Source organism: Vreelandella neptunia, assembly GCF_000712975.1.
Classification (GTDB): domain Bacteria; phylum Pseudomonadota; class Gammaproteobacteria; order Pseudomonadales; family Halomonadaceae; genus Vreelandella; species Vreelandella qaidamensis.
In genome coordinates, this window is the sequence record NZ_JHQL01000002.1 from 139,778 (window position 1) to 160,205 (window position 20,428).

Consider the following 20,428-nt stretch of genomic DNA (forward strand, 5'->3'; position numbering starts at 1 on the left):
AAAGGGCGACACAATTAGCCGCCCTTAAAGCCAGCATTAGTTATTAAAACCAGTCATTAAAACCAGTCATTAAGACCAGATACTAAGACCAGATATTAAGGCTCAGTTATCGCGCTGTTCGCGATAGCTCTCTAAGGCTTGCTTTGCATCGTCGTCAGCACGAGATTCCCAGTCGGCAAATAGCTCATCACCAGCCGCTTGCAGTGCAGCAGAAACCGCTTCATTAGGCTCAGAAACCGAAATACCATTTTCTTTCAGTGTTTCTAGGCTAGCCTCATTATTCTCGCGGCTCATTTGCCAGCCACGCTCTTCAGCACGCGCTGCGGCTTCCATTAGGGCATCTTGGGTAGCTTCATCTAAACGGTCAAAGCTGCGCTGGCTCATAAACACAATGTTCTTAGGCAGCCACAAGTTAGCATCGGTGTAGTCGGTCACGTAGTCCCAGGCAGCCATTGAGTTGCCGGTAGAACTGGACGTAATCATGGCATCCACACGACCGGTGCTAAATGCAGTAGGAATATCAGACTCCTCAGTTTCCGTCGGGCTGCCACCTAAATTATCAACGAAACGCTGAGTATTAATATTCGGCGCACGCACCCGCAAGCCATCAAACTGATCAGGGTCCGTTAACGGCTCAGAAGTGTAAATTCCCTGGGCGGGCCAAGCGACAGCATAGAGAGGAACCATTCCTTCATAGGCAAATAGCTCAGTAATCATCGGCTTAGTGGCTTCCCACAAGGCATAGGCATCTTCATAGCTACCGGCTACCCCCGGCAACGTATCGACTTCGAAAATAGGATCATCGTTTGAAAGAATGGAGAGGAAAACTTCGCCAGCATCAATCGTGCCGCGGCGCACCGACGGTTTAATTTCACCATGAGAAACCAGAGAACCACCGCTATGCACCGTAATGGTTAAATCACCATTAGTGGCTTCGGCCACATCCTCTGCAAACTGTTTGTTGTTTTGGGTATGGAAACTTGCATCACCATAAGGCGTTGCCATGGTCCACTCAGCCGCCTGAACGGTCGCCGCAGCAGCAAGGCTGCAAGCGGTCACTAGCAGTAATGGCGTTGTTATATGTTTATGCATGGGGGCGTCCTCTTATTCATATTAATGGGAGTTCAGGTTAATCGAGGTGTTACTTCGGGGGTGGCAAGGGTCGCGCCAGGTTGAACCCAACGCCCGGTAAAACATGTATTTGCCATGTCAGCGCGCCGTTCTCTAGCATAGTTAGCGGCACACTCTTGGGCGATCCGGCCCACGCTGCGACAAAAGCGCGGGTGGTTTGCACTGCGCCAGATCACATCATAGTTCATCGGCGGCAAAGGGGCGGGGAGCGCTAAACGGTATAGATCACCTCGGCGCCACTCATCCAGCACGGTGGCAACAGGTAACGCGCCAATCCCCAGCCCTTCCATAGTCATCCGCGCAATAGTCATTAGCGTGCTGACACTGTGGATGCGCGGCTGCTGGACGCCCATATCAGCAAGATAACGTACCAGTTCTTCATAAGGGCGGGCCTGCCGACCAAAGGAGATAAACGGCAACGCGTGACACCAAGCGTCTGGGCGTTCGCTTAGCAACGCGGCATGGCGAGGTGAAACAAACATGCCCATTTCATAAGGGCTTAACCTATCGCACTCAATTTGCTCTGAGGCTAGGTAGCCATTCATGGCCAGTAAAATATCGAGTTCATTACCTATCAACCGATTATTGAGGGCCGGCGAATAGTCGACAGTGAGCTCAATAATTAGCTTGGGATAACGCTCGGTAAGGCGCTGAATAAAATCAGGAAACCAACTATGGGCAATGGTTTCGATAGTGCCAAGCCGTAAGGGAGCGGAAAACGTTTCAGCGTTATCAAACAGCTTTAGCGCCTCGTCACGCTGATGCAGTATGCGCTCAGCATGCAGAAAGAATTCACGGCCACGCATAGTCGGCTGAATTGGACGCGCAGAGCGCTCAAGCAACAGCTCCCCAACGGTGCTCTCTAAACGTGAGATACGCTCAGAAATAGAGGGCTGGGTAATATGCAGGCGTACGGCAGCCTTGCGAAAAGAGCCCAGTTTTACCGCCCATACAAAAGCGTCTAGCTCTTTGAAATCAAGCATACATTTGCCTAACCAACGGTTGCAGTAATATCGGCAGAGGTTGCCACACAACGCAGGTAGCGTCGCGCGCTATGGCGCTCTCTAGCGCAATGTATCACTGAGTGAAACGAGCGCATTACTTTGTGATGCAATCTTAAGGCCAGCATGGTGGTGTTACCTATGGCGGCACACTGAACGCTAACAAACTGTTCCGTGGTCGGCATTTGCATGTTTCACTCCTTCAAACGTCTCACTAACCGCCGATTATTATTTCTGCTGCAGATATTTTCTAAAGCTGGCGTGAGCGCTTTTTTATAATCTTTTATCAAGTCGCTTTATTTATTTGATAATCGTAACCAAGCTCAGGGTCAACTATTTTTCCAATAAATAACAGCATGATAGGAAGCTCCGATACTCAGTATCAGTAAAAACGATTGGAACTTAACAAGATAGGTTCATATATTGGTTTTAAGCAACCATGCTGCTAACCAAGCTAATTAGTTACAACTGATGGTGTCGGCCGACATTTATAATCGGTACTTTACAACGGCTTATTTAATATTAGCGCTCTATTATTAAAATCAGAATTTTGTTACTGCTGCTATGAATAATAGGCAGCTAACCACTACGTTAAGCTAATAAATTCAAAAAAAACGGCTAGGAGACATTATGGCAATCCCACTGTTGAACTGCGACATGGGCGAAAGCTTTGGTAATTGGTCAATTGGCTTAGATGCTGAAGTAATGCCTCACGTTGACTGTGCCAACATTGCCTGTGGCTATCACGCCTCGGACCCCCATGTCATGCGTCGCACCGTAGCCCTAGCTCACCAGCATGGTGTTCGTATTGGGGCCCACCCAGGCTACCCGGATTTAATGGGGTTTGGTCGTCGTTCCATAGCTTGCTCGCCTGCCGAAGTGGAAGATATGGTGCTCTATCAAGTGGGTGCGCTAGCCGCTATTTGCCAAGCAGAAGGCACAGCACTTAGCTACATTAAACCCCATGGGGCAATGTATAACGATATGGCGGCCAACCTTGAACTACTGGAAGGCGTTATGCGTGCAGTTCGTGCTTATGATGCCAGCCTCCCGCTGATGGTAATGGCTACCGCCGACCCCGAGCCTCATCGTCAGTTAGCAAAAAAAATGGGCATTACCCTGTGGTTTGAAACCTTTGCTGACCGCGCTTATGAAGCAACCGGCCATCTCGCCTCTCGTCGCCTGGAAGGTGCGGTTCATCACCATCAAGCCACTATCGTTGCGCAGGCCGTAGCACTTGCCAAAGGCGAGGCGCTGACTGCCCGCGATGGCAGCACACTGCAGCTGCCCTGCGACACTTTGTGCGTGCATGGCGACAACCCGGAATCAGTCGCTGCCGTGCGGGCTATCCGCGATGCCTTTACAGCGCTGGAGTCGGCGTGAAACTGCGTTTAGAAACGGCGGCGATGGACGCCATAACGGTACGCTTGTTTGATACTATCGATGAATCCAATATGGCGTGGATCATCGCTGCCGATCAAACCCTACGCAAGGCGCTGGGTGGGGCACTCATTGACCTAATTCCCTCCTATACCACGCTGCTAGTGCACTATGACAGCCAGCAACTCACATTTGCCCACGTCACGACGCTAATTCGCAATGCCCTACGCGACTTAACGCCCGCTGAGTCGCAGAACGGCCAACTGCATGAGATACCTGTGTGGTACGACGAAAGCGTTGGCCCTGAGCTGCCGCTGGTGGCAAAGCGCGCTGGCATCAGCATTGAGGCTTTAATTGAACGTCACTGCGACCATGATTACTGCGTATTCGCGTTGGGCTTCGCCCCCGGCTACGGTTTTATGGGCTTGGTAGACGAAGGCATCGCTACACCACGCTTGAAAACACCGCGACGCAAAGTCGCGGCAGGCAGTGTGGGCATTGCCGATCGACAAACCGCTATCTACCCACTCCTTTCTCCAGGGGGGTGGAATATTTTAGGCCGCACCGCCGTACCGCTGTTTGAATACGCTAAGCGGGGCGAGCCTCTACTACGCCCTGGCGACAAAGTGCGCTTCAAAGCAATCAGTAAACAAGAATTCGCAACAGCAGGAGGCGATACAACGCCGATGGAGGAGCGGTCATGAGCCAAGCAATGCTGACCGTTAAGCAAGCCGGGCCGCTAGCGCTCATTCAAGATACCGGACGATTCGGCGTGGGCCATTTGGGTGTCACCCAGGGCGGTGCCGCCGACTGGATATCGTTTCGCTGGGCAAACTGGCTACTCGGTAACGCGCCAGACTGCGCGGCGCTGGAAATTGTGATGGGTGGTAATCTCAGCTTGGTTGCTAATGCAGAGGTGCGCCTAGCACTGTCTGGAGCCGACCTTGGCGCTACCGTCGATGGCCAGCCACTTGCCACCAATACAAGCTTTCTGCTGCGCTCTGGACAAACGCTCATTTTCTGCCAGCCCCGCCGTGGTCTGCGAGCCTACCTCGCGTTTCCGGGAGGGTTAGACGTGCCAGAAGTACTGGGCAGCCGCGCTTGCACTGCCCGCGAGCAAATTGGCGGGCTCAGAGATGATGGCAAACCGCTGCAAACCGGTGACCAGCTCATCTGGCACGGCGGCGTTACCGCCAAGCGTGAGATGCCTGAAGGAACAAAACCCGCCATGCCGGAAAAAAACTGCCAACTCAGCATGGTGCTTGGCTCGCAGGCTTCATATTTCGCCGGACGTAGTCTGTACAACGCGTTTAACCAGCCTTGGACGGTAGATAACCGCGCTGATCGAATGGGTATTCGTCTCACTGGAGCACCGCTGCGCAGCTCACTGAGCGGCATTATTTCCGAAGGCATTCCACTTGGCGCCGTGCAAATCCCACCCGACGGCCAGCCGATTATTTTGATGAATGATCGCCAAACCATCGGCGGCTACCCACGCTTAGGTGCACTTACACCCATGGCCTGTGCCCTGCTTGCTCAATGCTTACCAGGAACAGAGGTGCGTTTGCGCCCGATCAGTGCCAGCCAAGCGCAAGTCGCTTATCGGAATCAGATGTGTGTATGGCAATAAAACAGGCTGCCTAAAATAGAAAAGGCATCCAACGGGATGCCTTTATTAACAGTGGCGTTACTCACTCTTAAGCGCCAACAATACCGCCATCTTCACGGGTAATCACCAGCGTCGCAGAGCGTGGAATAGCGCTTCCCCCCTCAGGCCAGTGACTAATAAAGTTGCCAGCGGCAAAGTCATCCGCAGGGGTCGTGGCTCCTGGATGCTGGACGTTAACAAACATGGTGCGCTGGTCAGGTGTTGTCACTACGCCGGTGATCTCCTGGCCTATTGGCCCAGTCAAAAAGCGTTTTATTTCGCCTGTTTCTGGGTTAGCGACCAACATCTGGTTATTGCCAAAGGCTTCAAAGATACCGGTATTCATTACCGACTCGCTGACGTCCGTTTGTATCCATACCCGGCGGTCAGGGTCGATCCATAAACCGTCAGGGCAACAGAACATATTGTCGTCATTTAAGGTGTTACCTGCGAGATCACGACTGCTTTCTTGGTCTCCCCCAAGTACAAACAGATCCCACTGGAAGCGTTCACCAGCATGGCTGCCCTCTTCTTGCCAGCGAATAATATGCCCGAAGTTATTGTTGGCGCGCGGGTTGGCAGCGTCTTCATCGCCCTCTTCACGGCGGGTGTTGTTGGTCAGGGTAAAATATACCTGCCCAGTGACAGGGTCGACTGCTCCCCATTCAGGGCGGTCCATTTTTGTGGCACCGACAACATCCGCAGCGCTGCGCGTATTGACTAAGATATCCGCCAGATCTGCAAAACCATTGTCGGGCGTCAAACCGTTCTGACCAGGCGCAAGCGCTAGCCACTCACCGCTGCCATCTTCATTAAATTTGGCAACGTATAAGGTACCTTCATCCAACAGTGAGCCATCCGCGGTTGCAGCTTGGTACGGCTGACGAGAAACAAATTTATAGATGTACTCAAAGCGAGCGTCATCCCCTGAGTAAGCAACCACTGGCTGCCCTTCCACCGCAGGCGCGAAAATAACGCCTTCGTGGGCAAAGCGCCCAAGGTGGGTGCGCTTGACAGGAGCAGCGTCCGGCGACATGGGGTCAATTTCGACCATCCAGCCAAAAGTATGCGGCTCGTTGCGGTAATCGTCAGTTGCACTTGCCCCTTTGCTGCTCGCATCAAAACGGGCAAACATATCATCTTCGCGATCAGCACGATGCCATTGGTAGCGCCCTGTCTCACGCGTTTCTATCCCATAACGGGTTTGCCTGCGGTCAATATCAGCATCGGTATTGGCGAAGTAGCCCGCCCAATTCTCTTCCGCAGCCAAATAGGTGTTCCACGGGGTAACGCCATGAGCACAGTTATTAATCGTACCGCGCGTCATGGTGCCGTCAGGGCTGTAGTGTGTTTTTACTTGGTCAGTCTCAGCTACTGGCCCTGAAAGACGCATCGGCGTTTGTGCAGTCACACGGCGGTTTAGCGCATCCTGCACAACGCCCCACTCACCGCTCTCAGCCTGGCGAACACGTACCAGCGTGATGCCATGGGCATTCATTTCCTTGATGACTTGGTCAGCATCGCGGCTGCCATCCGCATGCTGAGGGAAACCATTACGATCTAATGACAACCCAGCAGCCGCGGCATGTAAAAAGCGCGGTTCAACGTACTCATGGTTAAGCACCAACAGGCCATCGGTGGAACTGCCGTTTAGTGGGAAGAAGTGCATGCCATCGTGATGGCTTCCTACCTGCTGGGCTTGATCGTCGCCGCTGCCATTGTGAGTAAAAGCAGGCATATCGCCACTAATCGGCGTTCCCCACGGAATAAAGCTCTGTACACGATAACCGTCAGGCACTACCACTTTATCTGCCGCGCTGACCGGTACTGGCTTAAACCCAAGGCTAGGCGATGAAACACCATCCTGTGCTGCAAAGGCATTATTAAAGGGCAGTTTGGTTGCCATCAACCCGGCAATCACCGTAGCCAGGCCACCCTTCAGCACGCCCCGCCGAGTTAACCGCTTTTCGAGCACATCGCCAAAATAAGCATTGTTAGAGACGTTGCTAAGGGGTTCGTCACCTTCTGCGAGAACTACTGAAACCTTACCTGGAACAAAACGCTGCTGCGCCATAAGAACTCTCCCTTTAAAAAAACCACTGTGGCTTAACGCCGACAAATCCAGGAGATAAGAATCAGCAATGTTTATGAACGGTAAGTGACACTGCAGTTAAACTTACGTGTTATATCGAACCAAAAAAAACCCGCATCTTTTCGATGCGGGTTAGAACAAGCAAGGCGTTGCTTAGAGTAATGGTTACTTCAACATTTATGCCACGTCGAAGCGGTCTGCGTTCATCACTTTTGTCCAGGCAGCGACGAAGTCTTTAACAAACTTCTCGCCATTATCGTCCTGAGCATACACTTCTGCGTAAGAGCGCAGCAGTGAGTTAGAGCCAAACACTAGGTCAACACGCGAAGCGGTCCACTTCACGGCGCCCGTGGCACGGTCGCAGATTTCGTAGGCGTTGTTACCCACCGGCTTCCAGCTATTGCCCATATCGGTCAGGTTAACGAAGAAATCGTTGGTCAACTGGCCTTCACGGTTGGTAAACACGCCGTGCTTGGTGCCGCCATAGTTGGTGCCCAGCACCCGCATGCCACCCAGCAGCACGGTCATTTCCGGTGCAGTCAGGCCCATCAGCTGGGCGCGATCCAGCAACATCTCTTCAGGTTTGACGATGTAGTCTTTCTTCTGCCAGTTACGGAAACCGTCGGCAAGCGGCTCCAAGGGTTCAAAAGAATCTACATCGGTCATTTCGTCAGTGGCATCACCTCGGCCTTTGAGGAACGGTACGCGTACCTCATAGCCCGCGGCTTTAGCCGCTTTTTCGATAGCCACGCTGCCTGCCAACACAATCACATCGGCAATGCTGGCACCGGTATCAGCAGATATCTGCTCATACACCTTAAGCACATCAGCAAGACGCTCAGGCTCGTTACCCTGCCACTCTTTCTGTGGTGCTAGGCGAATGCGGGCACCGTTGGCGCCACCGCGCATATCAGAACCACGGTAAGTGCGCGCGCTATCCCACGCGGTGCTGACCATGTCGCTGATGCTTAGGCCACTCTCAGCGATTTTCTGTTTAACCACTTCTTCACAGTAATCGGTGCTGCCAGCAGGCACCGGGTCTTGCCAAATCAGATCTTCCGCCGGTGCTTCCGGGCCGATATAGCGCGCTTTCGGTCCCATATCACGGTGAGTCAGCTTGAACCACGCTTTCGCGAAGGTCTGCTTAAAGTACTCAGGATCGGCCATGAACTTTTCGCAAATGGCACGGTACGACGGGTCCATCTTCATCGCCATGTCCGCATCGGTCATGATGGGGTTGTGACGAATAGAGGGGTCGGTTGCATCAACCGGCTTATCTTCTTCTTTAATATCGATAGGCTCCCACTGATGGGCACCGGCAGGACTTTTCTTCAACTCCCACTCGTAGCCGAACAGCAGGTCAAAGTAACCCATATCGAACTTGGTTGGGTTGGTGGTCCAAGCGCCTTCAATACCGGAAGTCACGGCATTGCTCGCTTTACCGTCCATGTGCGGGTTGTTCCAGCCAAAACCCTGATTTTCGACATCAGAGGCTTCCGGCTCGGCACTTAGCGCACCGGCATCACCATTACCATGGCATTTACCCACGGTGTGGCCGCCCGCAGTTAGCGCGGCAGTTTCTTCGTCGTTCATCGCCATACGGGCGAAAGTAAGACGCACATGCTCTGCCGTCATAAGCGGATCAGGCTGACCGTTCACCCCTTCCGGGTTAACGTAAATAAGCCCCATTTGAACCGCTGCAAGCGGGTTTTCCATGGTGTCCGGCTTGGTAACGTCACCATAGCGCTCGTCAGAGGGCGCCAACCACTCTTTTTCAGCGCCCCAATAAATGTCTTTCTCTGGGTGCCAAATATCTTCACGGCCAAACGAGAAACCGTAGGCAGGCAGCCCCATGGACTCGTAAGCCACGGTGCCTGCCAAGATCATCAAGTCTGCCCAACTAATTTTATTACCGTACTTTTTCTTGATTGGCCACAGCAAACGGCGCGCTTTATCAAGGCTGACGTTATCCGGCCAGGAGTTCAGTGGCGCAAAACGCTGGCTACCGGTACCACCGCCACCACGGCCATCAGCAATGCGGTAGGTGCCCGCAGAGTGCCATGCCATGCGAATCATTAAGCCACCGTAATGGCCCCAGTCGGCTGGCCACCAGGCTTGGCTGTCGGTCATCAAGGCATGAACATCTTGCTTTAGGGCGTCAAAATCGAGTTTCTTGACCTCTTCCCGATAGTCAAAATCTGGGTCCATCGGGTTAGTTTTGCGATCATGCTGATGCAGGATGTCTAGATTAAGCGCCTCTGGCCACCAATCTTTGTTGGAGGTGCCAGTAGAGGTGTTTCCACCATGCATTACAGGACATTTGCCACTCATATTTCTCTCCCCTTCTTGCTCTTGCCTTGGACCAGCCAAGGAAATAGACGGTTGGCACTCTTCTTAGTATTACTGCACTGCAAATTATTACACTGCGTACAGTCAAGAATGCGTCATCAACGTAATACTGTTTTAAAGCACATTGACGATAGCTACAATTTGCATTTTACGACCAACCTTATAGCTTTTAGCTATTTGTTTTAAGGTAACTACTTAAGAGCATAGCCATACGTATTTATCAGTACCAGTTAATGACCTCTTTCGTACATACCGGCTGACTAAATAGCGCTCTTTTATGACGATTATTTTTTAATTGGCGATGAATTGAATTGTGATATTTTGTTAAATACACAGGATTTACTCAGGCGTTAAAGCAACAGATATCAACCGAGAAGCACTTCATGGTGACGGCAAAACACTCCGGCCGCGGCTTTACGCTATTAGAGCTGCTCATTGCACTGGCACTGTTTGCCACACTAGCCACCATCGCCATCCCTAATTTCGCACGTATCATTCAGGAAAATCGTGTCATAACAACGGCCAACGACTACAAAATTGCTTTAAGTTACGCGCGCAGTGAAGCCGTCAGACGCAATCAATCTATTCGCTTACAGCCAGTAGCCGACGGCTGGAGTGCGGGCTGGGAGGTGACTGATAATACAACCCAACTGCGTACATGGTCACAGACCCAGCCCGATATATCAGTTAACGGTGCACCTGAATCGTTCACCTTCAACAGCCAAGGTCGTCTTGCTACAGCAGACTTTGTTTCACAGGACGTATCAATAGCACTAGAGGAACTAGGCCGCTGTATTCGGGTAGAGCCAAGCGGTATCTCTCGCGTGTTATCGCGTCGTCAAGCTTGTGATTGACCTAACATCGAGCCCTGCTTATGCCTAAACCACAATGCGGTGTTTCTCTGCTGGAGTCACTGATCGCGCTACTCGTACTGTCCATCGGGTTATTAGGGGTAGTGGGATTACAAACACAGTCGCTGATGCACAACCGTGCCGCTTACTTTGAAACCCAGGCAACCAATATGGCCCAAGACATGCTCGACCGCATACGCGCCAATCCTGATCAGACCGCTGCTTATGCACTAGGTGTCGGCAGTACGGTACTTGGCAACGGACTAGCCGCCAACGACCAATCCGAGTGGGTCGAGGATCTTGCTAGCGCGCTGCCTGACGGTGAAGGAGGGGTTGCCATCAACAATCGTCGTGTCAATGTCACCGTACGCTGGACAGACGCCTCTGCCCCTGGCAATACGCGTCAAATTCAGCTTGTATCGGAGCTGTAAGATGGACGAAACGCCTAAGGTTCATCACGCTTCTGCACTTCAATCGGGGTTTACCTTAGTAGAACTACTCGTTGCGATGGTGATTGGCTTACTCGTCATGGCCGGGGCCACCCAGCTTTTTATCTCGTCTCAGCAAAGCTACCGGTTTCAAACCGCACTGGCGAATATGCAGGATGCTGGCCGATTCGCACTGGATACGGTAGCTCAAGAACTGCGCCAAGCAGACTTCAGCGGCGGCTGTGCACCTTCACAGATGACCAATCATCTACGCAATATTGACGATACTGGAAATGCCCATAACGCGATTCAGGCATGGAGTGACACAAGCACCAGCAACTTTGCATCGCAACTTCTCAACCCTATTGAAAGCCAGCACAGCATCGTGTTTCGTGGTGGGCTTATCACTCGCACTGGCTTTGCTGACAACTCGCTAACCGTAAGTAGTAACTCCCCTTTTACTCTTAACCGAAACGTAGACAGCCTGTACCGCAATCAGCTGGTCCTTCTCCAAGGTTTACAAACTTGTGATGTGTTTTATAACGCCTCAAACAGCGACAGCGTGCTTCAAAAAGCGACGGGGGCAGGATGGCTAGGCAATAACGACGCTGACAGTATTTTCTACAGCGTGGGTCAAAACGTTTCGCTGAGCGCCCTTAACAGCGCGCTTTACTATATCGGCCAAGACCCAGATAACGATGTTCCCCCTTCGTTAATGCGTTTAAACCTGAGCCAGAGGACACCACGCAACGAAATAGTTGCCAGCAACGTTGTTGCCATGCGCACCGCTTTCTTAATGGATGACGAATACCTTCCTCCCGAGCAGCTCAGTGACGCTCAATGGGAAGATGTACGCGCGCTGCGCATCAGTTTAATTATACAGAGCGATCAAGCTAACCTGCGACGCACGCCGACATCCATTGCCACGGGGAATTTTCGCGACGATAACGCCTTCACCGCCGATGACGGTCGGCTTTATCAAGCCTTCACCACCACCATTTCGTTGAGGAACCGCTAATATGCAACGTTCAGGCGTTTCCCAGCAGCGTGGTATGGCGCTTGTGCTAAGCCTTATCTTTCTTGTCATCATCACGGTTCTCAGTCTTTCTTCTATGCAAGGGGCCATTACCCAAGACCGCATGGCAGCTAACCAACGAGATTACACGGTTGCCTTCCAAGCGGCAGAAGCCGCCCTGGGTAGCGCAGAGAGTCAGCTTCAAAACGGCATTGCACTCACTAATGGCTGGCGCACTCATCAACTGGGTATAGACGAACTGTCGCGCAATCCACGCTATCGCGTGCAGCTAATGACACCACTAGGCTCACACACCAACAATGCAGGCGTGGAACTGGTTGAAGTGCTCTACCGTATTGAAGCGCAAGGATTTGGTATTGGAGCAGACACTAATGTTGCCTTAGAGGCACTTTACGTTCGCCAGCAGCAAGTGGAAGCGCCATGAAAACAAGCCCCATAACAGTTAGCTCCATAACAGCTCGGCCTATCAAAATTGCGCTCTACCGCTTGTCGACCGCTGCGTTGGCGCTCGTGTTAACGCTTGGCTATACCACACCAGCTTCATTAGGTGCTGGCATTTTTCCACCTGAACCGCCGCCTGAAGAACCACCTCCAACCCCTGGAGAGCCTGACCCAGAACCAGATCCAGATCCAGAGCCACCTACGGAACCAGAGCCTGAACCTCCCATTGGCGGAGGCGATGACGGCCCCATTGATGAAGATTATGAAATCCCCGAAGAGCAAACAGGGATCTCACCAGCGCCGTTAAACGTGGTTAGCCGTGTGCCACCTAACGTACTGCTGATCTTGGATAACTCAGAAAGCGGCCAGGAAGGCTTAGATGGCCGGGTGGCAATTGGCACAAACGCTGGCGATCGAGCAAACCTTGCAGCATGCCAGACCAATACATTCAATGCGGTTCTTTGCCCTGCGGGAGCTCGCTCGCCACTTAGCAAATCCAGCATTATGAAGCGCGTAGGTCGCGACTTAGTCGAGCGCTACCGGAACGATATTAACCTCGGTCTAATGGCATATCAGCAAAACTCAGCCTCTCGCAATCGCAATGACGCTTTTAACAATCGCTCAGTAGTATGGCGTCTCACAGAGCGTGCCCTGGATGTTCGCTACTCTACAAACGCCACGCCAAACTGGTACGACCCTAGCTTCGACGGAGAGTGGGATGCATCAACCAAACGCTATCGAACTCGCCTACCGAATTCCGACATCTATGCATTTTTTAATGTAGGTATTCCCGGTTATTACATTATCAACCGCTCCAGCCTCCAGCTTCCAGACAGCTCCGATGACCGCACCGAGTATTGGCGAAACTCAGGCACCAACTCTGCAGGCGAGCAGTTCGTAGACCGCTATTTACGTATTATTTCAAGATCTGGTGGTCTGCAATACGCTGATTACGACGGCAATGCCAGAATCCCCTTGGTTGATAGTTTGCGCCAACGCGGCATTCCCAATTGGGGACAAAATATTCTTTCTCTGCAGCTGAACCAGCTTGAGTGGCGAACCACTTCTTCACCAGGCTTAGGCTATTTACACGTACCGATTGGTGGTTTAAATGAGGATGGCACCATCAATACAGATCATTGGAATGCGATCACAACTAAACTTACACCACAAAGGCACGATTGGATTGGCAACAGCGATAATCCGATGACTGATCCCAGCTGGCCACTACTCGCGACAGGCCTAACGCCTATTGAAGGCACCATGTATACCGTGCGGGATTACTTTTTGAACAACGCTAGCTGGGGCGGCGATTTTAAGAATAACCAAGGCTACCAAGCCGGCATTACCATTCCCAATATCAATAACCCCGATGCCCAACAGTGCTTGGTTAACGCTAATATTTGGCTGACCGACGGCTTACCTTCAGTAGACCGCTTTGGCAACTCGCTGGGCAACAACGTTAGCAGGGCACTCAGCAGCGCCGAGGCCGCCATTAAGCGCCTTTACGATGATACTAATAGAGAGCTCTCCAGCCCCGTTAAAACCTACGTGGTTGGCTTTAACCTACCGCCCGATATTGCCAATCTGCCCAACGTTTCTGACGACCCGCTTGGCGATTTAGCCCGCGCAGGCGGCACCGAACGCGCCTATTTTGCTAACGACGAAGCGTCGCTTAACCAGGTAATGCAGCAGGTACTAGGTAATATTATTGCCGCTTCTCAGTCCAACACCTCTGCGGCGGTTAACAGCGATGAGTTTGGGCTTGAAGGCGGTAATTTACTGTTTACCGCTGGGTTTCGAAGCGACGACTGGTCTGGCCGCCTAGCGGCATCAGTGATTCAGCCAGACGGTAGCCGTAGCGAACGCTGGAATGCACAAACCACACTTGCTCAGCAGGTAGGTAACCGTCGCCTATTAACGTCTAAACGCTTAGACGAAGGAGAGCGCATTGGCGCTCTGTTAATTCCTGAAAATAGTGGTCTCACCAGTGCCGAAATCAGCTGGTTACAGGGGCTGAATGTTCAGGGTCTTCGTCCTCGTGCTAATTCACTCTTGGGCGATGTTATCAACGCCAATCCAGTCGTGTTGCAGGGTAATGAAACACGCCCGTCGCTACTGCTAGTAGCTGCCAACGACGGTATGTTGCATGGTTTTAACGCCTCTAACGGCAGTGAGCTGTTTGCTTACCTACCCGCTGAACTTACCCAGGGCGATTCGCCCGCTCTGCGCGCGCTAACCCGTGAAGACTATAACCACCGTTACTTTATGGATGGCACGCCTGCAGTACGAGAGGTGAATATTCAGAGCGGCCCAGAAGCCGTCGCCGTAGGTACTATGGGGGCAGGTGGCCGCACAGTGTTTGCACTGGATGTTAGCGACCCCGGCAATATGGGCGCATCCGACGTGCTGTGGGAATTTCGCCACCCAGAACTAGGCACCGGGGTTAGCGAACCCACTATTACGCAGCTTACTGATGGCACCTGGGTCGCCATTTTTGGTAATGGCTACAACAGTACCGGTTATCAGGCGTCGCTATTTGTAGTGCGCCTTACTGACGGTAAGCTTATCGCTCATTTAAAAACCAATTCGGGCACTCAACAGGCACCGAATGGCTTAGCAACCCCAACGGTCACCGCCTGGCCACGCTTTTCAGGTGCACAGTTCGCTTACGCGGGTGATTTAGCAGGTAATATGTGGCGCTTTCCGCTCACCAACACGGGCAGCGTCAACCGGCTATATGCTGGCCAAGCCGACCAGCCAATTACCTCAGCGCCTGCCGTGACGCTAAGCAGCGACTCGCCGGATACGCTGATGGTGCTATTCGGCACCGGCAGCTACTTCCGCAGTAGCGATATTGGCGACAGTTCAAAGCAGCAGCTCATTGGTTTAGAGGACCGCGTTGACCGTAGCCTTCCCTTTACGTCGTCCAGCTTAGCCTTACAGCGCATTACCGGAAACGCTACACGGGATGGTTTTAACTTACGCGCCAGTTCTAACGAGGCCCCCACCAGTAGCCAGCGTGGCTGGCGTTTGGAACTTCCTCCCGGCGAACGTGTTATTGCTAGGCCTTCTATTTCAAGCAGTTTGCCCCGGCGGGTGCGATTTTCGACGCTACTGCCCGACGAGTCTGACCCTTGTGGCGGCGGGCGCAGTGGTTTCTTTATGTCGCTTCTAGCGGACACAGGAGGTAGCGGTGGTACAACTACCTTTGATTTCAACGGGGATGGCAAAGAAGACAGCGATGCCACTATTAACGGCGAGGCTATTACCGGTTTACAAGCAGGGACTGGCGAGCGCTTAGTTAGCGTGAACGACGGCAATATCGAGCGGCTATTTGTGGGCAATCCCGCTGATCCAGACGCCTCACCCAACGGCGATGGTTCCATCGCCATTGGCTTTAGCAATGATCATCTAGGCCGCCGCTCTTGGCGGCAACTGAGTGGCGAAGAAAACATCAATTAAGCTAGTTAATAAAAAGGGGCAGAGCGCTTTGCGCTCTGCCCCTTATGACAACAAGACTATCGCTGTCTAAAGTTAATCGATTAACGGCAACAACGTGTTCAAGCTATCTCTTGCATCGCCGTAGAACATACGCGTGTTCTCTTTGAAGAACAGCGGGTTCTCAATGCCAGAATAGCCCGTGCCCTGGCCGCGTTTGCTAACAAACACCTGCTTGGCTTCCCACACCTTCAACACCGGCATACCGGCGATAGGGCTATTGGGGTCTTCCTCGGCCGCTGGGTTGACGATGTCGTTGGAGCCGATCACGATCACCACGTCAGTGCTTGGGAAGTCGTCGTTGATCTCATCCATTTCCAGCACGATATCGTAGGGCACTTTAGCTTCAGCAAGCAGCACGTTCATGTGCCCAGGCAGACGCCCTGCTACCGGGTGAATACCAAAGCGTACGGTTTTACCGGCTGCGCGCAGCTTACGCACTAAGTCACTGACCGCGCTCTGTGCTTGCGCTACTGCCATGCCGTAACCCGGCACGATAATCACGCTATCCGCATCGTTTAAGGCGCTCGCGACACCGCCTGCATCAATCGCGACCTGTTCGCCTTCAATTTCAGCGGCTGGCCCTTGAGCACCACCAAAACCACCCAGGATGACATTGATAAAGTTGCGGTTCATCGCCTTACACATAATGTAAGACAGGATCGCCCCTGAAGACCCCACCAGGGCACCGGTGACAATCAACAAGTCGTTGGAAAGCGTGAAACCAATCGCCGCTGCGGCCCAGCCGGAATAGCTGTTCAGCATCGACACCACCACCGGCATATCGGCACCGCCAATGCCCATAATCAGGTGATAGCCAATAAAGAACGACAACGCGGCCAACACGATCAGTGTCCAGAAACCTGCGCCGTTGAGGTAAAGAATCGCGAGTAGCAATGAAAGCGCCGCCGCACCAGCGTTGAGCATATGCCCACCCGGCAGTTGGCGTGGTTTGCCATCGACTTTACCTGCCAGCTTACCAAATGCAATTACCGAGCCGGTAAAGGTCACCGCACCAATGAAAATCGCAAACACCACCTCAATCTGTAAAAAGGTCAGCTCGTCAGGGGCTTTTGTAGCCACCAAGGCAGCAAACGCAGAAAACTCTTGCATCACGCCATCGGCTGCTTGTGCTGCCAGCACTCGGCGACGCTCTAAGTCTGCACTCCAGGCAACAAAAACCGCGGCCAAGCCCACAAAGCTATGTAGTGCCGCTACCAACTGAGGCATTTCGGTCATTTCGACCTTGCCTGCCACATAGACACCAATCCCAGCCCCGATCAGCATGGCCGGAATCAGCCACCAGTAGCCACCAATACCAGGCCCGAAGGAGGTAAAGAACACGGCTACGGCCATGCCCACGATGCCGTACCATACGGCGCGCTTGGCTTTTTCCTGATTGCTCAGGCCACCTAGCGATAAAATAAATAGCACACTTGCCGCAATTGCCGCGGCAGATACGAACCCTTGTCCTAACATATCGTTTCTCCGCCGCTTAGGATTTTTGGAACATGGCAAGCATCCGGCGTGTCACCAGGAAGCCACCCACGATATTAATCGATGCAATCAGTACCGAAATGGCCGCCAGCACGATAACGACGCCACTGCCTGAGCCGATTTGCAAAATTGCCCCTAAGATAATGATGCCTGAGATGGCATTGGTCACCGCCATGAGCGGCGTATGCAGCGAGTGACTGACCTTCCAAATTACCTGGAAGCCAATAAAGCACGCCAATACAAACACAATGAAGTGCTGCATAAAGGAGGCGGGGGCTATTTGTCCCAACAGCAGCATGAGCGCTCCCCCCACGGTAAGCAAACCAACTTGACGCTTGGTTTGTGCTTTAAAGGTGGCCAGCTCAGCGGCTTTCTTCTCTTCAGGCGTTGGTTCTTTCTCTTTTTTCTTCGGCTTCGCCGCAGCAATCGCTTTTACTTTAGGCGGCGGTGGCGGGAAGGTGATGTCGCCCTGGTGGGTGACCGTCGCGCCGCGAATGACATCGTCTTCCATGTTGTGATGGATGACGCCGTCTTTCTCCGGCGTAAGGTCGGTCAGCATATGGCGGATGTTGGTGGCGTAAAGTAGCGACGCCTGGGTAGCCATGCGTGAGGGGAAGTCGGTGTAGCCCACTACCACAACGCCGTTATCAGAGACTACGCGCTCGTCTGGCTTAGTTAAGTCGCAGTTACCGCCTTTTTCAGCGGCTAGATCAATGATCACCGAGCCAGGCTTCATGGCGGCGACCATATCTTCCAGCCACAGCTTTGGCGCGGGCCGACCAGGAATCAGCGCGGTGGTGATCACAATGTCGACGTCCGGCGCTTGTTCGCGGAAACATTCGAGCTGCTTTTCACGAAACTCGGGGCTTGAAGGCGAGGCATAGCCACCGCTTTCCGAGCCGTCCTGGCTGTCCTCAAAATCGAGGAATAGGAATTCAGCGCCCATGGATTCAATCTGCTCGGAGACTTCCGGGCGCACATCGAACGCACGCACCACGGCACCCAAACTAGTGGCGGTACCAATCGCCGCCAAGCCCGCGACACCTGCGCCGATCACCAGCACTTTAGCTGGCGGCACTTTACCGGCAGCGGTGACCTGACCCGTAAAGAAGCGACCAAAGTTGTTACCCGCCTCAATGACCGCCCGGTAGCCCGCGATATTGGCCATGGAGGAGAGCGCGTCCATCTTCTGCGCCCGTGAAATACGCGGCACCATGTCCATCGCGATGACCGTTGCGCCCTGCGCTTTACAGGTTTCCAGCAGCGCTTCGTTCTGTGCTGGCCAGAAAAACGCAATCAGCGTTTGGCCTTCGCGTAAGTAGTGAGCCTCTTTTTCCGAAGGTTCACGGACTTTAATCACCACGTCCGCATCACGCCACAGTGCTTCCGCACTTTCCACAACGCTGACGCCTGCGTCGCGATACGTGTCGTCATTAAAGCCCGCAGCAGCCCCCGCGCCGGCTTCTACTAGGCACTCATGGCCTAGCTTTTGAAGCTGTTTTGCGCTCTCAGGAGTCAACGCTACACGCGCTTCTCCCTGAGCTGTCTCTTTCGGTGCGCCTATTTTCACACGCTTTCTCCCTTAATTAGCCCATTTCCAGCGCCAGTACCAAAACGCTTATGTTTTCACCCCTGGCCATTGAGCGCTGAACCTTACTGCTAGCGCAAGTGATTACGCCAGATAGCAGTCTAGGATCTAACGCAGCGACCGCCAGTTACTATTCAACCTTGGATTCAACTGCGTTGTTTAACTACAACATGCACTTGAATTAGCAGCAATCCCCACCAAAAGGGCGAGAAAACTACTCCCAAAGTACCGCAGGCAGTTTGCCCTACCAGTGATTAACTGAAGAAGTGGGTAGGGCAAACACGATGAACTGCCACCAACTCCCATATCAACACTCGCATTAACACTCGCATTAACACTCACAACAACATGCTTAACAACGCAGGAGAGTCTCTTATGTGGACCAAACCGACCTATCAAGATATGCGCCTTGGCTTTGAAGTAACGCTGTATATCTCTACCCGCTAATCTCTAGCGACTGAGCCGCGGCCCCTGTCTTCACCATGTTTTCACTAGGCAGGGGCTTTCACCGCAGCACCAACGTAGGAGGCCAGCCTATGCAGGTTTTAGTTCTTGGGGCTGCCGCAGGCGGCGGCTTTCCCCAGTGGAATTGCAACTGCCCTAACTGTTATCACGCACGCCAGGGTAGTACTGACCATCAACCGCGCACCCAATCATCGATTGCGTTAAGCGTGGATGGCAAGCAGTGGTTGCTGTGCAATGCGTCCCCTGACATTCGTGCCCAGTTCAATGCTAACCCAGAACTATGGCCAAGCGAGCTGCGTGGCAGCGGTGTTCGCGGCGTGCTGCTGGTGGATGCCCAGATCGACCACGTCACGGGGCTACTTTCCCTAAGAGAGGGCTGCCCGCTGGAGGTATGGTGCACGCCCAATGTGCATCGCGATTTATCTACCGGCTTTCCGCTCTTCCCGATGCTGGAGCACTGGGGCGGACTTCATTGGCAGCCGATTGGTTTGGAAAATCAGCAGGAAGTTACCGAATTTTCGATTCCCTTTCTGCCCGATATCGCACTCACCGCCTTTGCACTACACAGCAATGCCCCGCCCTACTCACCACGGCGCGGCGCACCCTCCTGTGGCGATAATTTAGGGCTGTATATAGTCGACCGCCGCAGCGGCAAGTCGCTTTGCTATGCCCCTGGGCTTGGCAACCCAACACCGCTGGCGATGCGCTTCTTAAACGCCGCTGATGTGGTGATGGTCGATGGCACCCTGTGGGAAGACAATGAAATGCAGACACTCGGCGTTGGCACCTCTACAGGCCAACAAATGGGTCATCTCGCGCTCAATGGCAACGGCGGTATGTGTGAGCTGTTGAGCGAACTACCCAGCAGCACGCGGCGCATTTTGATTCATATCAACAACACTAATCCGATATTGGACAGCGCAAGCGATGCAGCGAAAACGGTGCAGGCCGCAGGCATCGAAACCGCTTGCGACGGTATGAAACTTACCCTGTAGCCGACCTTTTTCTTTATAGAGCACT

General features: G+C 53.0%; 17 protein-coding genes. 10 read left to right on the plus strand and 7 right to left on the minus strand.

The window, feature by feature from the left end; genetic code table 11:
- Positions 1-102 precede the first annotated feature (102 nt).
- From CR46_RS0105310 to CR46_RS0105320, 3 genes are read right to left on the minus strand one after another with little or no spacing between them, the layout of a single operon-like run.
- Positions 103-1,092: a TRAP transporter substrate-binding protein gene (locus tag CR46_RS0105310; RefSeq protein ID WP_030070651.1), complete on the minus strand. Its 990-nt coding sequence runs from the start codon at positions 1,090-1,092 to the stop codon at positions 103-105.
- Between the two features lie 32 nt (positions 1,093-1,124).
- The gene (locus CR46_RS0105315) at positions 1,125-2,114 is read right to left on the minus strand and encodes a LysR family transcriptional regulator (RefSeq protein WP_030070652.1); all 990 of its coding nucleotides are present in this window, start codon (positions 2,112-2,114) and stop codon (positions 1,125-1,127) included.
- An 8-nt stretch (positions 2,115-2,122) separates the two neighbouring features.
- The gene (locus CR46_RS0105320) at positions 2,123-2,323 is read right to left on the minus strand and encodes a hypothetical protein (protein ID WP_030070654.1); all 201 of its coding nucleotides are present in this window, start codon (positions 2,321-2,323) and stop codon (positions 2,123-2,125) included.
- A 439-nt stretch (positions 2,324-2,762) separates the two neighbouring features.
- On the opposite strand from CR46_RS0105320, the gene CR46_RS0105325 reads away from it, so the two are divergent.
- Genes CR46_RS0105325 through CR46_RS0105335 form a run of 3 tightly spaced genes read left to right on the plus strand, consistent with a single transcriptional unit; the run spans position 2,763 to position 5,142 of the window.
- Positions 2,763-3,515: a 5-oxoprolinase subunit PxpA gene (locus tag CR46_RS0105325; RefSeq protein WP_030070656.1), complete on the plus strand. Its 753-nt coding sequence runs from the start codon at positions 2,763-2,765 to the stop codon at positions 3,513-3,515.
- A complete protein-coding gene (gene pxpB / locus CR46_RS0105330) occupies positions 3,512-4,216 on the plus strand; it encodes a 5-oxoprolinase subunit PxpB (protein WP_030070658.1) in 705 nt (234 codons plus the stop codon). Before CR46_RS0105325 ends, pxpB begins: the two co-directional genes overlap by 4 nt.
- Positions 4,213-5,142 carry a 5-oxoprolinase subunit C family protein gene (locus CR46_RS0105335; protein ID WP_030070660.1) on the plus strand — a complete coding sequence of 310 codons (930 nt, stop codon included), beginning with the start codon at positions 4,213-4,215 and terminating at the stop codon, positions 5,140-5,142. Before pxpB ends, CR46_RS0105335 begins: the two co-directional genes overlap by 4 nt.
- A gap of 67 nt (positions 5,143-5,209) precedes the next feature.
- Here CR46_RS0105335 and CR46_RS0105340 read toward each other — a convergent pair whose 3' ends face one another.
- Positions 5,210-7,234, minus strand: a complete 2,025-nt coding sequence (locus CR46_RS0105340) for a PhoX family protein (RefSeq protein WP_030070663.1) — start codon at positions 7,232-7,234, stop codon at positions 5,210-5,212.
- Positions 7,235-7,429: 195 nt separating this feature from the next.
- Positions 7,430-9,583, minus strand: a complete 2,154-nt coding sequence (gene katG, locus CR46_RS0105345; RefSeq protein ID WP_030070666.1) for a catalase/peroxidase HPI — start codon at positions 9,581-9,583, stop codon at positions 7,430-7,432.
- 401 nt (positions 9,584-9,984) lie between these two features.
- Here katG and CR46_RS0105350 point away from each other — a divergent pair, with 401 nt between their 5' ends.
- From CR46_RS0105350 to CR46_RS0105370, 5 genes are read left to right on the plus strand one after another with little or no spacing between them, the layout of a single operon-like run.
- Positions 9,985-10,455, plus strand: coding sequence for a GspH/FimT family pseudopilin (locus tag CR46_RS0105350; protein WP_030070668.1), 471 nt, complete (start codon positions 9,985-9,987; stop codon positions 10,453-10,455).
- Between the two features lie 20 nt (positions 10,456-10,475).
- Positions 10,476-10,883 (plus strand): type IV pilus modification protein PilV, encoded by a 408-nt coding sequence (pilV, locus tag CR46_RS0105355; protein ID WP_030070670.1) that lies wholly within the window; start codon positions 10,476-10,478, stop codon positions 10,881-10,883.
- A gap of 1 nt (position 10,884) precedes the next feature.
- Positions 10,885-11,898 carry a PilW family protein gene (locus CR46_RS0105360; protein ID WP_030070672.1) on the plus strand — a complete coding sequence of 338 codons (1,014 nt, stop codon included), beginning with the start codon at positions 10,885-10,887 and terminating at the stop codon, positions 11,896-11,898.
- Position 11,899: 1 nt separating this feature from the next.
- On the plus strand, positions 11,900-12,340 hold the full coding sequence (locus CR46_RS0105365) for a pilus assembly PilX family protein (RefSeq protein WP_030070673.1): 441 nt from the start codon (positions 11,900-11,902) through the stop codon (positions 12,338-12,340).
- Positions 12,337-15,822 (plus strand): pilus assembly protein, encoded by a 3,486-nt coding sequence (locus CR46_RS0105370; protein WP_232222342.1) that lies wholly within the window; start codon positions 12,337-12,339, stop codon positions 15,820-15,822. Before CR46_RS0105365 ends, CR46_RS0105370 begins: the two co-directional genes overlap by 4 nt.
- A gap of 72 nt (positions 15,823-15,894) precedes the next feature.
- Here the strand turns inward: CR46_RS0105370 and CR46_RS0105375 are convergent, their stop codons facing one another.
- Together CR46_RS0105375 and CR46_RS0105380 are read right to left on the minus strand one after the other, a co-directional pair.
- Positions 15,895-17,337, minus strand: coding sequence for an NAD(P)(+) transhydrogenase (Re/Si-specific) subunit beta (locus CR46_RS0105375; protein ID WP_030070677.1), 1,443 nt, complete (start codon positions 17,335-17,337; stop codon positions 15,895-15,897).
- Positions 17,338-17,353: 16 nt separating this feature from the next.
- Positions 17,354-18,925, minus strand: coding sequence for a Re/Si-specific NAD(P)(+) transhydrogenase subunit alpha (locus CR46_RS0105380; RefSeq protein ID WP_030070682.1), 1,572 nt, complete (start codon positions 18,923-18,925; stop codon positions 17,354-17,356).
- Between the two features lie 393 nt (positions 18,926-19,318).
- On the opposite strand from CR46_RS0105380, the gene pqqA reads away from it, so the two are divergent.
- Together pqqA and pqqB are read left to right on the plus strand one after the other, a co-directional pair.
- Complete coding sequence (pqqA, locus tag CR46_RS18090; RefSeq protein ID WP_009722990.1) at positions 19,319-19,390, plus strand: pyrroloquinoline quinone precursor peptide PqqA; 72 nt, start codon at positions 19,319-19,321, stop codon at positions 19,388-19,390.
- Between the two features lie 89 nt (positions 19,391-19,479).
- The gene (gene pqqB / locus CR46_RS0105385; protein WP_030070684.1) at positions 19,480-20,403 is read left to right on the plus strand and encodes a pyrroloquinoline quinone biosynthesis protein PqqB; all 924 of its coding nucleotides are present in this window, start codon (positions 19,480-19,482) and stop codon (positions 20,401-20,403) included.
- Positions 20,404-20,428: the final 25 nt, after the last annotated feature.

Coding starts and splice junctions, on each gene's coding strand:
- CR46_RS0105370 (WP_232222342.1), top strand. CDS start 12,337: ATGAAAACAAGCCCCATAACAGTTAGCTCCATAACAGCTCGGCCTATC.
- CR46_RS0105365 (WP_030070673.1), top strand. CDS start 11,900: ATGCAACGTTCAGGCGTTTCCCAGCAGCGTGGTATGGCGCTTGTGCTA.
- CR46_RS0105350 (WP_030070668.1), top strand. CDS start 9,985: ATGGTGACGGCAAAACACTCCGGCCGCGGCTTTACGCTATTAGAGCTG.
- CR46_RS0105310 (WP_030070651.1), bottom strand. CDS start 1,092: ATGCATAAACATATAACAACGCCATTACTGCTAGTGACCGCTTGCAGC.
- pilV (WP_030070670.1), top strand. CDS start 10,476: ATGCCTAAACCACAATGCGGTGTTTCTCTGCTGGAGTCACTGATCGCG.
- CR46_RS0105335 (WP_030070660.1), top strand. CDS start 4,213: ATGAGCCAAGCAATGCTGACCGTTAAGCAAGCCGGGCCGCTAGCGCTC.
- CR46_RS0105315 (WP_030070652.1), bottom strand. CDS start 2,114: ATGCTTGATTTCAAAGAGCTAGACGCTTTTGTATGGGCGGTAAAACTG.
- CR46_RS0105360 (WP_030070672.1), top strand. CDS start 10,885: ATGGACGAAACGCCTAAGGTTCATCACGCTTCTGCACTTCAATCGGGG.
- CR46_RS0105325 (WP_030070656.1), top strand. CDS start 2,763: ATGGCAATCCCACTGTTGAACTGCGACATGGGCGAAAGCTTTGGTAAT.
- CR46_RS0105375 (WP_030070677.1), bottom strand. CDS start 17,337: ATGTTAGGACAAGGGTTCGTATCTGCCGCGGCAATTGCGGCAAGTGTG.
- pqqB (WP_030070684.1), top strand. CDS start 19,480: ATGCAGGTTTTAGTTCTTGGGGCTGCCGCAGGCGGCGGCTTTCCCCAG.
- CR46_RS0105320 (WP_030070654.1), bottom strand. CDS start 2,323: ATGCAAATGCCGACCACGGAACAGTTTGTTAGCGTTCAGTGTGCCGCC.
- CR46_RS0105340 (WP_030070663.1), bottom strand. CDS start 7,234: ATGGCGCAGCAGCGTTTTGTTCCAGGTAAGGTTTCAGTAGTTCTCGCA.
- katG (WP_030070666.1), bottom strand. CDS start 9,583: ATGAGTGGCAAATGTCCTGTAATGCATGGTGGAAACACCTCTACTGGC.